Below are 13,457 nucleotides of genomic sequence, written 5' to 3' on the forward strand. Positions count from 1 at the left end.
ATCATCAACATCGGCGGGCCCTTACAGGCTCGCCGTTTTACTTTGACAAAAACGCAGCAAACGCTTAACATCGATATAGAAATGTTGGGAGTTTACGTGCGAAGTCAGTTTTGCAACAAGCCAAACAAAGCCAATGCTTACGAAGTCAGTTTTGCTACGCAAAACTAAGCTAATGCTTACGAAGTCAGTTTTGCTACGCAAAACAAAGCTAATGCTTACGAAGTCAGTTTTGCTACGCAAAACTAAGCTAATGCTTACGAAGTCAGTTTTGCTACGCAAAACTAAGCTAATGCTTACGAAGTCAGTTTTGCTACGCAAAACTTTAAGGAGGTGCAAAATGGTTTTCATTGGGAGCCTGCAGCAACTCGGTAGAGCATTCATGCTGCCGATGATTGTATTGCCAGGCGCGGCCATATTTTTAAGCTTAAGCAAGCTGCCATGGGCATATATAGGCTTGCCGGGAATGGAAGGTTATTTAGTCGCTGCCAGCGAGACGATATTTACGTTTCTACCTTATATTTTCGCGTTAGGCATATCGCTCGGATTGACGGGGAATGCGCTCGCTGCGGGAATGGCTGCTCTTGTAGGAATGATTATATATAGCGGCATAACCGGCACGGCTGAGGTTCAGATTGAGCCTACTGTCCTTATCGGTACCTTAATCGGCATTATTGCAGGTGTAAGCCATGAACGGTTCAAAAGCTTGCGCTTGCCGGAATACATACAGTTTTTTGGCGGGCCGCGGTTCGTTCCGCTGTTTGTCAGTTTTGTGTGCTTGCTCTTTTCCATCGGCATGATAAACATAGCGCCGTATTTGCAGAAAATGCTTGTCGAGCTTGGCGAGATTGTTGCTTCAGGCGGAGGCTTCGGCGTTTTCTTGTATGGCTTTGTACATCGCATCCTAGTCGTATTCGGCTTGCACCATCTTGTGAGCCACGTGTTCTGGTTCCAAATTGGCGGCTATGAGACGGAAGCCGGTCAAATGGTCTATGGCGACCTGCCGCGTTTCTTTGCAGGAGATCCGACTGCAGGAGTGTTCATGGCTGGCTTGTATCCGACGATGATGTTCGCTCTGCCAGCTATAGCCTTGGCCATTATTCACGAAGCTCGAGAAGACTTAAAACCCAAAATCAGAAAAACGTTTCTATACGCTGCGTTAGCCTCTTTTTTGACTGGCGTTACCGAGCCTGTTGAGTTTGCTTTCTTATTCGTAGCTCCTTACCTATACGTCGTTCATGCCATCCTATCGGGCATTATCATGTGGGTGACCTATGAGCTCGGCATCAAGCATGGGTTTTCCTTTTCTGCAGGTGCCATTGATTTTGTAATCAATGAGCATTTGGCAACGAGAGGCTGGCTTATTATTCCGATTGGAATCGTTGTCGGATTCGTTTATTATTTCTTGTTCCGCTGGGCAATCCGCAGATTCCGTATTCCGACGCCTGGCCGGGAGGAAGGCTCGCAGCTCGATGAGTGGGCTGGAGATATTCCTTACCGAGCACCGCTTATTCTACAAGCAATTGGCGGCAAGCAGAATATTGTCAAAATGGAGTCCTGCATTACCAGACTGCGGCTTAAAGTATCGAATGACAAGCTGCTGGACGTGAATGCGCTGCGCAATCTAGGTGCTGCCGGCGTCATCAAGCTTGGCGGAGGACAGGTACAGGTCGTATTCGGCACCTACTCGGAGCTTATCCGCGAAGAGATGATTAAGACCATTCATCGGGATCAAGCACAGGTGCTTTTCCACTCGCCGATGCAAGGAAGAATGATTCCGCTTGATGAGGTACCCGATCCGATATTCGCAGGAAAGCTGGTCGGACAAGGCGTTGCTTTCATACCGGACAGAGGAGAGCTGGTTTCTCCGGTCAAAGGAAAGGTTATTCATATTTATCCGACAATGCACGCGATAGGCTTGCTTACTCCGGAGGGACTGGAGGTTCTGCTGCATATCGGCATCGACACCTCTGGATTAGCAGGAAAAGGCTATTTTAACGCGCTTGTTAAAGAAGGGGATGAAGTGACGCCTGGCATGATGCTGATCAAGTTTGATTTGCAGCGGGTACGCAAGGAAAGCAAATCGCTTGCTACGCCTATGGTAATCACCAACTCTGATCTCGTCCATTCCTGGCGGTTTGCACCGTTCAAAGCGGTGAAAAAGGGGCAGTCCTCAGTTTTGTCTGTTGTTCTTAAAGAGAGAAATGGTGGAGGGGAAACACAATGATTCAAGGAATTGGGGCGTCAGCCGGCATAGCGATTGGGAGATCGTTCGTGCTTCCGAATTGGGAATGGGAATTGCCTGAGCAGAAGATCGATGTGGCTGACTTTGCACGGGAGTTCGAACGCGTATACGAAGGCATCCGCACCTCCAAGTCGGAAATCGAGCAGATCAAAGATGAGCTGCGCGATGTTGTTGGTTCTGAAGAGACGCATATATTCGATGCTCATATCGCGATTCTGGATGATCCTGTTTTTATGAACGAAATCCAAGGCATCATCCAGCGCCAGTACAAAGCAGCTGAGGTTGCCGTAAAGGAAGCCATTGATCATTTCGTCACCATGTTCGATCTGCTGGACGATGAGTACATGAAGGAGCGGGCTCTGGATATTAAGGACGTAGGAAACAGGCTGCTGAAGCATTTGCTTGGAGCACCGGAGATTACGCTGCCATCCGACACACAGCCCTTTATCCTGATTGCAAAGGAGCTGTCCCCCTCACAGCTGGCGCATATTAACCCGCAGCATGTTCTTGGTATCGTGACCCTTGCTGGCAGTACAACCTCGCATTCAGCCATCATGGCTAGAGCGCTTGGCGTACCGCTGGTGGTCGGTGTGGAAACCAAGCTGGCAGAACCGATTCAAACGGGCCAGACGCTTGTCATCGACGGTACGGACGGCAGCGTGTTTATAGAACCTGAACAAGCGGTCATTCAAACCTATACAGATCTTCATAACCGTCAAACAGAAGCAAAACAGCGGCTGCACGGCATCGCTAATCATCGGCCCGTTACGCCTGATGGCAAGAGGCTTGAGCTTGCTGCGAATATCAGCTCCTTTAAAGAACTGGAAATCGCATTGTCGAGCGGTGCGCATGGCGTAGGTTTGTTTCGAACCGAGTTTTTGTATATGGACCGAAATCGCTTTCCCAAGGAAGAGGAGCAGTTCGAGGTTTATCGTAGCGTTGCCGAAAGGCTTGGCGGCGAGCCGCTCGTAATTCGAACGCTTGATGTCGGTGGAGATAAGCAGCTGGATTACTTTGAGCTGCCAGAGGAAGACAACCCATTTCTTGGCTACAGAGCGATCCGCATTTCTCTTGATCGCAAAGACTTGTTCAAGACGCAGCTCCGTGCCATACTACGCGCAAGCCATTATGGGATAGTCAAGCTGATGTACCCGCTCATATCTTCCGTGGATGAGGTCAGAGCTGCCAATTCGGTGCTTAACGAAGCGAAGCTAGAGCTTGAAGAAGCCGGTATTCCGTATGACAAAGGCATGAAAATAGGTATCATGATCGAGGTGCCTGCAGCCGTTATGATTGCTGATCTTTTAGCTGAGGAGGTAGATTTCTTCAGTATTGGCACGAATGATCTTGTCCAATTCACGCTTGCGGTCGATCGGATGAATGAAGAGATTTCCCATTTATACGAGCCATATCATCCGGCGTTGATTCGCATGCTGAAAATGACTGTGGAAGCGGCGAAAAAAGCGGGTATTACGGTAGGCGTATGCGGTGAGCTTGCGGGTGATTTAAGAGCTTTGCCGATATGGCTGAGCCTTGATGTCGATGAGCTGAGCATGTCTTCCCATTCGATCTTGCAGGTGAAGCAGCGTCTTCTAAGCACGTCTCAGGAAGAGAGCGGAGAGGTGTTTGAGAAGCTGCACAGCTGCCGCACGAGTACGGAGGTACTTGCGCTGCTTAACGCCTTCATGGAACGTGTAGACAAAAAAACAGCGAATGGTTAGCCCATTCGCTGTACGAGTGCGTCTACAAATGCTTTGGCATAAGGCGGAAGATCAGGCGGACGACGTGCCGAGATGAGGTTTCCGTCTACGACTACCGCTTCATCAAACCACGTTGCTCCTGCATTCTCCATATCATCGCGAATGCCTGGCGTCGAAGTGACCTTGCGGCCCTCGAGTATTTTGGCAGAAATCAATACCCATCCGGCATGGCAAATTTGGCCGATCGGTTTATCCTGCGCATTAAGCTCTTGAACGAGCTGAAGCACTTTCGGATATCTGCGCAGCTTGTCAGGCGCCCAGCCGCCCGGAACGAGCAGCCCAATGATATCTTCACTGTTTACTTCGTCGAAAGACAAGTCGGCAACTGCAGGAACGCCATACTTGCCAATATGCTTTTTGCCCTTTTCAGGGCCGGCGTATAGAACCGTTGCACCTGCTTCCCGGGCGCGGTAGACCGGATACCATAATTCTAAATCCTCGAATTCGTCGTCTAACAAGCAGATGACGGTTTTGTTTTGTAAGGACATCTTTTTCCCTCCAACTATTGAATGATCTCTATTATTGTATCGAAGGAGCATCAATGAAGCAAATGAATCAAGTATCAAAAGGTTTCTCATTTACGAGATTCTTACGTTTCCTGCCAGCAGTTATTTGGATGACAGTGATTTTTGTTTTGTCATCGAGAACGAGTGACGAGATCAATACCTTTCTTCCTTTCTTTCAAACTTTCTTTCCGTTCATGGAGGGCTTTGATTGGGGACATTTTGTCTCTTACTTCATACTAGCACTCACTATCGATTACGGCATAGGCAAAAAAGCTGACCGTCTCTGGATGAAGGCCATTATCGTTCTCCTTTGTGGGCTGTACGGCGTGACCGATGAATACCATCAATCCTTTGTCGGAGGCAGGATGCCGGACGCAATGGACGTGCGTAATGACTTAATTGGAGCAGCGATTTGGACAGCTTTAGCAGCGGTTCCATGGATTCGGAAAAAATGGAGAAAAGCAGCCCCATAACGGCTTGCATATGTAATGCAAAGCACCTTTTTAGTAGTAAAAATTACAAGACCGTGGAAGCAGGAATTTTCGCGAAATTGGTCGAATCAATTATATATTGTAACTCTGAAAGCTATGCCTATCGAGAATAGCTGCTACTAAGAAGGAGTGGACCGCTTTGCATAAGAGGTGTCATTGTGGTGACATCATGAAGATGAAACTGCGCACAGTCATTTATTCAGGGAAAGTAGAGATTGATAACGTTCCTATTTTCTCATGCACAACCTGCAATCGCAGTGAAGTATTTCCCGATGTGAAGCCGGATTTGACTGGATTAATCGCTCAATTGGGTGCTCAGCCAGATAAACAAACCTTTTTATTCAACGAATGCAACGAATGGGCTAATTTGCTCGTTGAAGCAAAAGCGGAGAAGCTGCAAACGGACCAAATCGCATTTGAGAGAATGATAGAGCACAGGATCAACCAATTGCTTGATTTGTATCTGCTTGCCCAGACGCTGAATGACGAGGCGTGGATTAGCGATTTAAAGAAAAGGCTTGAGCAAATTAGCCGCCGTACGCTGCTTACATAGCTGCTTGGATTTGTCATGCTTGCGCATTGTCTAATGTCTTATAGTGGATAGGCAAGAGAAGAGAGCGGGTTATCTGAAATAGCGTTTATTTTCATGGGGGCTGAGATTTATCTCAGCTCTTTTTTTGTTTTACGCAGATTGTTTTTGATTCTATGCGTATCATAATGGAAGCATGGAGTTACTAGGAAAGGAAGAAAATAGATTGATTTTAGCGGCAATTAGCAAGGCTTCAGCCGCGTGCGAGCAAGCGATACCGAATAGAACTTTTAGCGACTTTTTATTTTGAAAACGCAATGAAAGCACGAAACAGCAAGGTTTTTGCCGTCTTTTGTTTTGCGTTGCTCATTTCTTTGTGCTATGATTACGTTAATATTTGTCGTACGAAAATTAAAATTTGAGCTAATGGAGAGGACCACTGTGACGGTAACCATTTATGATGTAGCAAGAGAAGCAGGAGTGTCGATGGCTACGGTTTCCCGGGTTGTGAATAACAATCCTAACGTGAAGCCAGCAACGCGGAAGAAAGTATTTGAAGCAATTGAACGCCTTGGGTATCGTCCAAACGCTGTGGCAAGAGGCCTTGCGAGCAAGAAAACAACGACTGTCGGCGTCGTAATTCCCGATATTTCCAACGCTATTTTCGCGGAAGTAGCTCGTGGTATCGAAGATATTGCTAATATGTATCATTATAATATTATTTTGTGCAATGCGGATAAGAAGAAAGATAAAGAAATCCGCGTTATCAATACGTTGTTGGAGAAGCAAGTTGACGGTTTGCTATTTATGGGCGGAGCTGTAACCGAAGAGCATCTTCAAGCTTTCAAAACAGCAAATGTTCCCATTGTATTATGCGCAACTTCAGATGAGAGCGGACAAATTCCATCTGTCGATATTAATCATGAAGACGCTGCTTATGATGCCGTGCAGAAGCTGCTAGAGCAAGGGCATAAGCGCATTGCGATGATCAGCGGGACGCTGCAGGACCCATCGATCGGCTATGCAAGGTTCCAAGGGTACAAGCGTGCGCTTGAGACTGCGGGCATCGCGTACGATGATACATTGGTGCGAATCGGCAATTACCGCTATGAGTCCGGTGCAGAAGCGATGAAGTATTTCATTGAATTGGACGAGCGTCCAACAGCGGTTTTCTCCGCAACGGATGAAATGGCGATCGGCGCCATTCATAGCATTCAGGATTCTGGATTGCGGGTGCCAGACGATATTTCCATCATCAGCGTAGACAACAGCCGCATGGCATCTATGGTTCGTCCGCAGCTTACTGCAGTCGCACAGCCCATGTATGATATCGGTGCCGTATCCATGCGCTTGTTAACGAAGCTTATGAAGAAAGAAAACGTAGATCAATCCAAAGTAGTACTGCCGCATGAAATTGTCGTGCGTCAATCGGTTGGAGGAATATAATCAATATGTCTTTTAACAAAATAGGAATTATCGGCGCAATGGCAGAAGAAATTGAATTGCTGCACGAGCACGTAAGCATTGCGTCACAGATCACGAAGGCCGGAATTACGTATTTCGAAGGAACGCTTCACGGCAAGACGGTTATTTATTGCAAATCAGGGGTTGGAAAAGTTAACGCTGCGGTTTGCACGCAAATTTTGTTGGATCTTGGCGCGGATTGCGTATTGTTCACAGGTGTCGCTGGCGCGGTTGACCCACAATTGAACATCGGCGATATTGTGGTTTCTACCAGCTGTATTCAACATGATATGGATTGCTCGCCGCTAGGTTTTGCCCGCGGAACGATTCCATTCCACCCGAGGTCGGAATTTATCGCGGATGATCGCTTGGTTGAGCTTGCTTCTTCTGCGAGCAATCGCTTATTTTCGGGTCGCAGCCTTCAAGGCGTCGTACTCTCCGGCGACCAGTTCATAGCTAGCCGCGAGACGGTCAAGCTGCTCCATGAGACGCTTCATGGCGCTTGTGCCGAGATGGAAGGCGCTTCAGTCGCACAGGTTTGTGATATGAATGAAACGCCGTTTGTCATCATTCGTTCGATGTCAGACAAAGCAGATGGTTCAGCCCACGTGAATTTCTCGGAGTTTACGGTAACTGCATCGAATCATTCTTATCAGATCATCGACGATATCGTAAAGCATATTTAATAATTACCGTTAACTAATGAAAAGCCGCGACGGCCAGCATCGCGGCTTTTCATTTTTTATATGTACCAAAACGAGCAGGTTAGAGATCCTGTATGACGATGCTTTGAACCGTTCTATTCTTCTCGGCTATTTCCTGGCGTCTAGGCATGGCTTCAATATCGGACAAATGATCCATCCAGTAGGGAGGGAGCTTATGCGGACTCAATAACGACCACCGTTCAAGCCAGCTGTCCGGAAGCTCAACAATTTCACCAGCGGCAATTCGCTGCGCGATCGGATGCTCAATCATCGTAAGCCATACGAGCGCCCAAGCTCTCGGAACGACCCTGAAAATGTCATAACCGCCACCGCCCAGCGCGATCCAACGGCCATCTGTATACGCATGCGCCAATTCATGAATGATAGCGGGAATTTCACTGTAGATACGCATGCTGCAATGAATGTGAGACAGCGGATCATACGCATGAGCATCGCAGCCATGTTGGCTAATTATTACATCCGGCTTGAATGTCTCGATTACCTTTCTCAAAGTGACGTTAAAGCTCTCAAGCCACGATTCATCCTCGGTATATGGCTCCAAAGGCACATTAAAGCAAGCACCGAAACCATGATCTGTGCCTTTTTCATGCACAAAACCCGTTCCAGGGAATAGAAACTTTCCCGTCTCATGAATGGAATAGGTACAAACATCGGGGTCATCATAAAAAACCCATTGCACGCCATCCCCATGATGAACATCCGTATCGATATATAACACGCGTGCGCCAAATGATTGCCGCATATATTTGATCGCAACAGCGGCGTCGTTATATACGCAGAAGCCTGATGCGCGGTCCGGGAACGCGTGATGCAGCCCGCCGGCAAGATGGAAGGCATGTTTCACCCGGCCTGTCATGACGGCCTCTGCAGCAGCCAAAGAGCCTCTAACAATGGTCATAGCCGCTTTATGCATGCCGGGGAAAACTGGAGTATCCTCGGTGTGCAGACCGAACTGCTGAGCGAGGATGCCGCTATCATCCGTTAGCGCGTCTTCGCTCAGCTTTTTGACGGCAGCCAAATAGTCCGTTCGATGTACGAGCGACAAGAGCTCGTCATCGGAATAGGGCGGAGGAGCAGTCAACTGATCCTCCGTCAAGGCTTTCACATCCTTGAGCAGGTCTATCGTGAGCGTTAACCGCAGCGGATCAAAAGGATGATCTTCATCAAATTTATATCCGCTGGAATCCGAATGATGTATGAAAACAGCATCAGCAGCCATTCTAATCCTCCTAAAAGGTTTGCGAAGCAAACCTACTTCGTAAGCATGAGCTAAGGTTTGCTTCGCAAACCTACTTCGTAAGCATGGGCTAAGGTTTGCTTCGCAAACCTACTTCGTAAGCAAATGGTCAATACATGAAGCGCTGCCGGAAACGGACTCGGTCAAAATGCTCGACGGAGCCCAGCGGCACTTCCTTTCCGATACGAACCATTAGGCAGTTCGCGGGATGCGAGCAAATTTCCGGATCATCGGTAGCAAACCAGACCATGCCAACGGACTGCATGAGCTTTTCCATCATTTTTCGATAATCCCATACGTTAAGCTTGGTCCCTTCAAGGTCCCAATGCCAATAATATTCCGTCGTAAAAACGATCATATTTTCCAATTGGTCCTCTGCAAAAGCAAGCTCGATCATTCTTTTGCCCAGGCCGCAGCCACGATAGTCATCCGCGACTTCAATTGCTCCGAGCTCGATTAGATCCGTCATGCCGCCTTCTGACCATCGTTCAAGCTCATCGGCATAGTGAAAGGTTACATAACCGACAATTTTGCTGCCTTCGCGTGCCAATAGGATTCTTCCTTCATCCAGACCAGCGATTTCGATTAATGCCTTATGCTGCTCATTTGGTCTTCGGAATGCATCCAATGCTTCATGCATCGCCATTTCAGCAAGCCGGTTCGGGGGTACGGGTCCTTCCAATATAAGCTCACGGCCTTCGTCTAGAGCGACAGTTTCTCGCTGCAACCGCTTTCGATGCTCCAAGGCATATCCTCCTTTGCTGTGAAAAACGTGCCTTTCCGACATTCTCTATTACTCTTTATAACAAAGATTTAAGCAAATGAAAAGCGTAGTCGAATAGAAAAAAGATATGCTATAATAAGTTTGGCGGTTCAGTTCATAGGAAGCTATAGCAGAGGTCTGCTTGTTTGCCTCAAGCATTGACTCAATCTTGTAAGCGTATTCTTATGTTACAGACTCATAGATTTGATGGGAGAGTGATAGAATGATCAACTTACATCAAGAACGAATTCCAGCAACGGCAACAAATCCGAATCTACAAAACTACGAAGATGCAGTGAGCTCATTTGATTGGAACCAAATTGAAAGTCAGTTCAGCTGGTATGAGACCGGGAAGGTCAATATGGCTTATGAAGCCATTGACCGTCATGTTGAACAAGGCAAAGGGGATAAAGTAGCCCTTTTCTATAGTGACAGTGAACGTGACGAATCGTATACCTTTGAACAGCTGAGCAAGCAATCGAACCGCTTTGCGAATGTATTGAGAAAGCTCGGCATTTCAAAGGGGGAGCGCGTCTTTATCTTCATGCCTAGAACGCCGGAGCTTTATTTCAGCGCGTTAGGGGCTTTGAAAGTAGGAGCCGTGGTAGGACCGCTTTTTGAAGCTTTTATGGAAACGGCAGTGAAGGATAGGCTTCTGGATAGTGAAGCCGTTGCGATTGTAACGACTCCGGCGCTATTGAAGAGAATCAAGAGAGAGGAGCTTCCTGGCCTCAAGCATATTATCGTATTCGGTAAGGATGTGCCACAGGAAGAGGGCATCATTGATTTCTCGGAAGAAATGGCCGCGGTATCCGATGAAGCCGAGATTGAGTGGCTAGAACGCGAGGATGGCCTTATTCTGCACTATACATCAGGTTCGACTGGCAAGCCTAAAGGCGTCTATCATGTTCAAAATGCGATGATTCAACATTTATATACGGGTCAAATCGTACTCGATTTGAAAGAGAATGATATTTATTGGTGCACGGCAGACCCGGGTTGGGTAACAGGCACCTCCTACGGTATTTTTGCTCCATGGCTTAATGGGGCTACAAACGTTATCCGAGGCGGTCGCTTTAGTCCAAGCGATTGGTATAGCGTAATCCAGAAATATGGCGTGACGGTATGGTACAGTGCCCCTACGGCGTTCCGAATGCTAATGGGTGCCGGCGATGATATTTCGAATAGCTTTGATCTAACCAGCTTAAGGCATGTGCTAAGTGTAGGTGAACCTTTGAACCCTGAGGTTGTCCGCTGGGGACTGAAGGTATATGGTCAAAGAATTCATGACACTTGGTGGATGACGGAAACCGGCGGACAGCTTATCTGCAATTATCCAAGCATGGATATTAAACCGGGCTCAATGGGAAAACCTTTGCCAGGCGTCAAAGCAGCGATTATCGATGATAGCGGCAATGAAGTGCCTCCTTACCGAATGGGTAATTTGGCCATTCAGACCGCTTGGCCGTCGATGATGCGCAAGGTTTGGAATAATCCATCCAAATACGAAGAGTATTTCTATCTAAAGGGCTGGTATATTTCCGGGGATTCTGCTTATCGCGATGAGGATGGTTATTTTTGGTTCCAGGGACGTATTGATGACGTAATCAATACAGCGGGAGAGCGCGTAGGTCCGTTCGAGGTTGAGAGCAAGCTCGTTGAGCATCCGGCCGTTGCGGAAGCAGGTGTTATTGGCAAGCCAGATCCTATGCGCGGAGAAATTATCAAAGCCTTTATCGCGCTGCGCGAAGGGTTTGAAGCATCTGATGAGCTGAAACAGGAGATTTCGCAGTTTGTAAAAGTCGGTTTGTCAGCCCATGCTGCGCCAAGGGAAATTGAATTCAAAGATAAGCTTCCCAAAACAAGGAGCGGCAAAATTATGCGCCGAGTGTTAAAGGCTTGGGAGCTAAACCTTCCTACTGGCGATTTATCGACCATTGAAGATTAATAACCAGTGACATAAATAAACAGAAAAGCGGATGCCTGCTCATTGAGCGGGCATCCGCTTTTTTGAAATATAAGACTTTATATGTTTTACGCGATAAAGTATTCTTCTATTTCTACGAGAAACGGATACCAGCCTCTTATAGAGGACGGCGAAGCCGTTTCTTCTTGACGTTTTTTCGATATCGCTAAGTGTTAACGCTGAAAGAGCTCGACCCATTCACCCTCTGGACCGCTAATGAAAAAATATTGATATCCATTAGGCAAGGTTGTAATTTGATTATCAATGAAGTTTACTTCTAGCTGTTTCAATCGGCTGAATTCCGCATGAACATCCTCAACCGCAACGGCAAAATGATGAACCTTGCCTTCTATTGGCAGCTTGTCATTATAGCCTGCTATCAGTTCCAGTTCGGTTTCTTCGGAATGGCCAAAACCTAAAAATGCAAGTTCAATAACGCCGTTCGAATGCGGTACTCGTCCTTTGAGCTCGAATCCGATGATTTCAGTATAAAAACGTATCGCACTCTCCATGTCTTTCACCATAACGCCAATATGGTCGATTCTTTTTTTCGTCATAAGCATGGGTCCCCCTCAAGTGTATTTAGTTAGGAAATCGTTTCAATAATCAAACTAAATCTTAAGGAGCGAGCCAACTATTGTCAAGTAGACTTTATCGGGGACGTGAAACCGTCCAGGAATGAATTTGTAAAAAATGGGTTGACTTTCGGGGGAAGGGAATTATAATTATGATAGTTCCGAGTAAACGGGTAGGAATAATTGTATAAAGGAGGTTGCTTGGTGCAAACGAGAAATTTGGGCAACAGTGATCTAAATCCGTCCATCGTGGGCTTTGGTGCTTGGGCTGCGGGAAGAACAGGCTGGGGTGATGTTGATGATAACGAGACGGAGGCTGCGATCCGACAAGCGTTTGATTTGGGCATAACCTTTTATGATACAGCCCCTGTATACGGTCACGGACACTCGGAAGAGTTGCTTGGTAGAGTGCTTAAACCGATACGGCAGCATATCATTCTAGCAACCAAAACGGGGCTCGTATGGAATGAGCAGGGACAATGGAGCGTTAATGTAACAAAGGCGAATATCATTCGTGAAGCCGAGGAAAGTCTGAAGCGGCTGAACACGGATTATATTGATCTTTATCAGGTTAATTGGCCCGACCCATCTGGTAAAACACCGGTAGAGGAGACCTTTGAAGCTTTGAATCAATTGGTTGCAGACGGGAAAATCAGATACATCGGTGTGTCGAATTTCAGTGTACAGCAGCTTGTAGCCGCACAAACCGTAAGTCCGATTGTGTCGCTGCAGCAGCCTTATAATTTGTTTCAACGGGATGTAGAGCATGCATCGCTGCCTTATGCGAAGCAGCAAAACATTGGCTTTATACCTTACAGCCCGCTCGCGCAAGGGCTATTGGCCGGGAAGTTCAATTATTTAACGAGATTGCCAAAAACGGATGTTCGCGCACAGTTGAATCCCTTATACTCAGAAAAACAATTTATTAAAAACCTCGTGATTATTGAGACTTTTACTGGAATTGCCCGTTCGCTAGGAAAGCCAATAAACGAAGTTGCGATCAACTGGCTATTGTACCGTAAAGAAATATCAAGCGTAATAACAGGTGCGAGAACTCCTAAGCAAATAAAAGAAAATGCCGCTGCAGCGAGATGGTCCTTATCTCGAGAAGACTATGAGCAAATCAGCAGGCTGTTCGATACTGACTCATCTTACGTTATCTAAGTTCACAGTGCCAAATAGATAGAAAAACAGCAGCC

General features: G+C 47.0%; 12 protein-coding genes. 8 read left to right on the top strand and 4 right to left on the bottom strand.

Annotation, left to right across the window (positions count from 1 at the left end; translation table 11 throughout):
- The first annotated feature begins 337 nt into the window (after positions 1-337).
- A complete protein-coding gene (locus tag AC0YN3_RS01915; RefSeq protein WP_475773461.1) occupies positions 338-2,224 on the top strand; it encodes a glucose PTS transporter subunit IIA in 1,887 nt (628 codons plus the stop codon).
- Entirely contained in the window at positions 2,221-3,963 is a 1,743-nt protein-coding gene (gene ptsP / locus AC0YN3_RS01920; protein WP_475773462.1) for a phosphoenolpyruvate--protein phosphotransferase, read from the top strand. The genes AC0YN3_RS01915 and ptsP overlap by 4 nt, the downstream gene beginning before the upstream one ends.
- Here ptsP and AC0YN3_RS01925 read toward each other — a convergent pair.
- The gene (locus tag AC0YN3_RS01925; protein WP_183561992.1) at positions 3,960-4,490 is read right to left on the bottom strand and encodes a type 1 glutamine amidotransferase domain-containing protein; all 531 of its coding nucleotides are present in this window, start codon (positions 4,488-4,490) and stop codon (positions 3,960-3,962) included. The two genes, ptsP and AC0YN3_RS01925, sit on opposite strands and share 4 nt — an antisense overlap.
- 53 nt (positions 4,491-4,543) lie before the next feature.
- Here AC0YN3_RS01925 and AC0YN3_RS01930 point away from each other — a divergent pair, with 53 nt between their 5' ends.
- The 4 genes from AC0YN3_RS01930 to AC0YN3_RS01945 all read left to right on the top strand — a co-directional run bounded on the left by AC0YN3_RS01930 (position 4,544) and on the right by AC0YN3_RS01945 (position 7,678).
- On the top strand, positions 4,544-4,981 hold the full coding sequence (locus AC0YN3_RS01930) for a VanZ family protein (protein ID WP_475773463.1): 438 nt from the start codon (positions 4,544-4,546) through the stop codon (positions 4,979-4,981).
- A gap of 187 nt (positions 4,982-5,168) precedes the next feature.
- Positions 5,169-5,552, top strand: coding sequence for a hypothetical protein (locus AC0YN3_RS01935; protein WP_475773464.1), 384 nt, complete (start codon positions 5,169-5,171; stop codon positions 5,550-5,552).
- Positions 5,553-5,969: 417 nt separating this feature from the next.
- Positions 5,970-6,974 (top strand): catabolite control protein A, encoded by a 1,005-nt coding sequence (gene ccpA, locus AC0YN3_RS01940; protein WP_183561986.1) that lies wholly within the window; start codon positions 5,970-5,972, stop codon positions 6,972-6,974.
- Positions 6,975-6,979: 5 nt separating this feature from the next.
- Complete coding sequence (locus AC0YN3_RS01945) at positions 6,980-7,678, top strand: 5'-methylthioadenosine/adenosylhomocysteine nucleosidase (RefSeq protein WP_475773465.1); 699 nt, start codon at positions 6,980-6,982, stop codon at positions 7,676-7,678.
- A gap of 79 nt (positions 7,679-7,757) precedes the next feature.
- On the opposite strand, the gene AC0YN3_RS01950 is transcribed toward AC0YN3_RS01945, so the two are convergent.
- Entirely contained in the window at positions 7,758-8,936 is a 1,179-nt protein-coding gene (locus AC0YN3_RS01950) for an acetoin utilization protein AcuC (RefSeq protein ID WP_475773466.1), read from the bottom strand.
- A gap of 127 nt (positions 8,937-9,063) precedes the next feature.
- Positions 9,064-9,699, bottom strand: a complete 636-nt coding sequence (locus tag AC0YN3_RS01955) for a GNAT family N-acetyltransferase (protein WP_475773467.1) — start codon at positions 9,697-9,699, stop codon at positions 9,064-9,066.
- A 241-nt stretch (positions 9,700-9,940) separates the two neighbouring features.
- Here AC0YN3_RS01955 and acsA point away from each other — a divergent pair, with 241 nt between their 5' ends.
- Positions 9,941-11,665 carry an acetate--CoA ligase gene (gene acsA, locus AC0YN3_RS01960; protein ID WP_475773468.1) on the top strand — a complete coding sequence of 575 codons (1,725 nt, stop codon included), beginning with the start codon at positions 9,941-9,943 and terminating at the stop codon, positions 11,663-11,665.
- 191 nt (positions 11,666-11,856) lie between these two features.
- On the opposite strand, the gene AC0YN3_RS01965 is transcribed toward acsA, so the two are convergent.
- On the bottom strand, positions 11,857-12,240 hold the full coding sequence (locus AC0YN3_RS01965; RefSeq protein ID WP_475773469.1) for a VOC family protein: 384 nt from the start codon (positions 12,238-12,240) through the stop codon (positions 11,857-11,859).
- Between the two features lie 222 nt (positions 12,241-12,462).
- On the opposite strand from AC0YN3_RS01965, the gene AC0YN3_RS01970 reads away from it, so the two are divergent.
- A complete protein-coding gene (locus AC0YN3_RS01970; protein WP_475773470.1) occupies positions 12,463-13,422 on the top strand; it encodes an aldo/keto reductase in 960 nt (319 codons plus the stop codon).
- Positions 13,423-13,457 lie beyond the last annotated feature (35 nt).

It is taken from the genome of Paenibacillus sp. J22R232, assembly GCF_056269165.1.

What these genes read in the sequence shown, in the direction of transcription:
- AC0YN3_RS01915 (WP_475773461.1), top strand. Translation starts at nt 338, where the DNA reads ATGGTTTTCATTGGGAGCCTGCAGCAACTCGGTAGAGCATTCATGCTG.
- ptsP (WP_475773462.1), top strand. Translation starts at nt 2,221, where the DNA reads ATGATTCAAGGAATTGGGGCGTCAGCCGGCATAGCGATTGGGAGATCG.
- AC0YN3_RS01925 (WP_183561992.1), bottom strand. Translation starts at nt 4,490, where the DNA reads ATGTCCTTACAAAACAAAACCGTCATCTGCTTGTTAGACGACGAATTC.
- AC0YN3_RS01930 (WP_475773463.1), top strand. Translation starts at nt 4,544, where the DNA reads ATGAAGCAAATGAATCAAGTATCAAAAGGTTTCTCATTTACGAGATTC.
- AC0YN3_RS01935 (WP_475773464.1), top strand. Translation starts at nt 5,169, where the DNA reads ATGAAGATGAAACTGCGCACAGTCATTTATTCAGGGAAAGTAGAGATT.
- AC0YN3_RS01945 (WP_475773465.1), top strand. Translation starts at nt 6,980, where the DNA reads ATGTCTTTTAACAAAATAGGAATTATCGGCGCAATGGCAGAAGAAATT.
- AC0YN3_RS01950 (WP_475773466.1), bottom strand. Translation starts at nt 8,936, where the DNA reads ATGGCTGCTGATGCTGTTTTCATACATCATTCGGATTCCAGCGGATAT.
- acsA (WP_475773468.1), top strand. Translation starts at nt 9,941, where the DNA reads ATGATCAACTTACATCAAGAACGAATTCCAGCAACGGCAACAAATCCG.
- AC0YN3_RS01965 (WP_475773469.1), bottom strand. Translation starts at nt 12,240, where the DNA reads ATGACGAAAAAAAGAATCGACCATATTGGCGTTATGGTGAAAGACATG.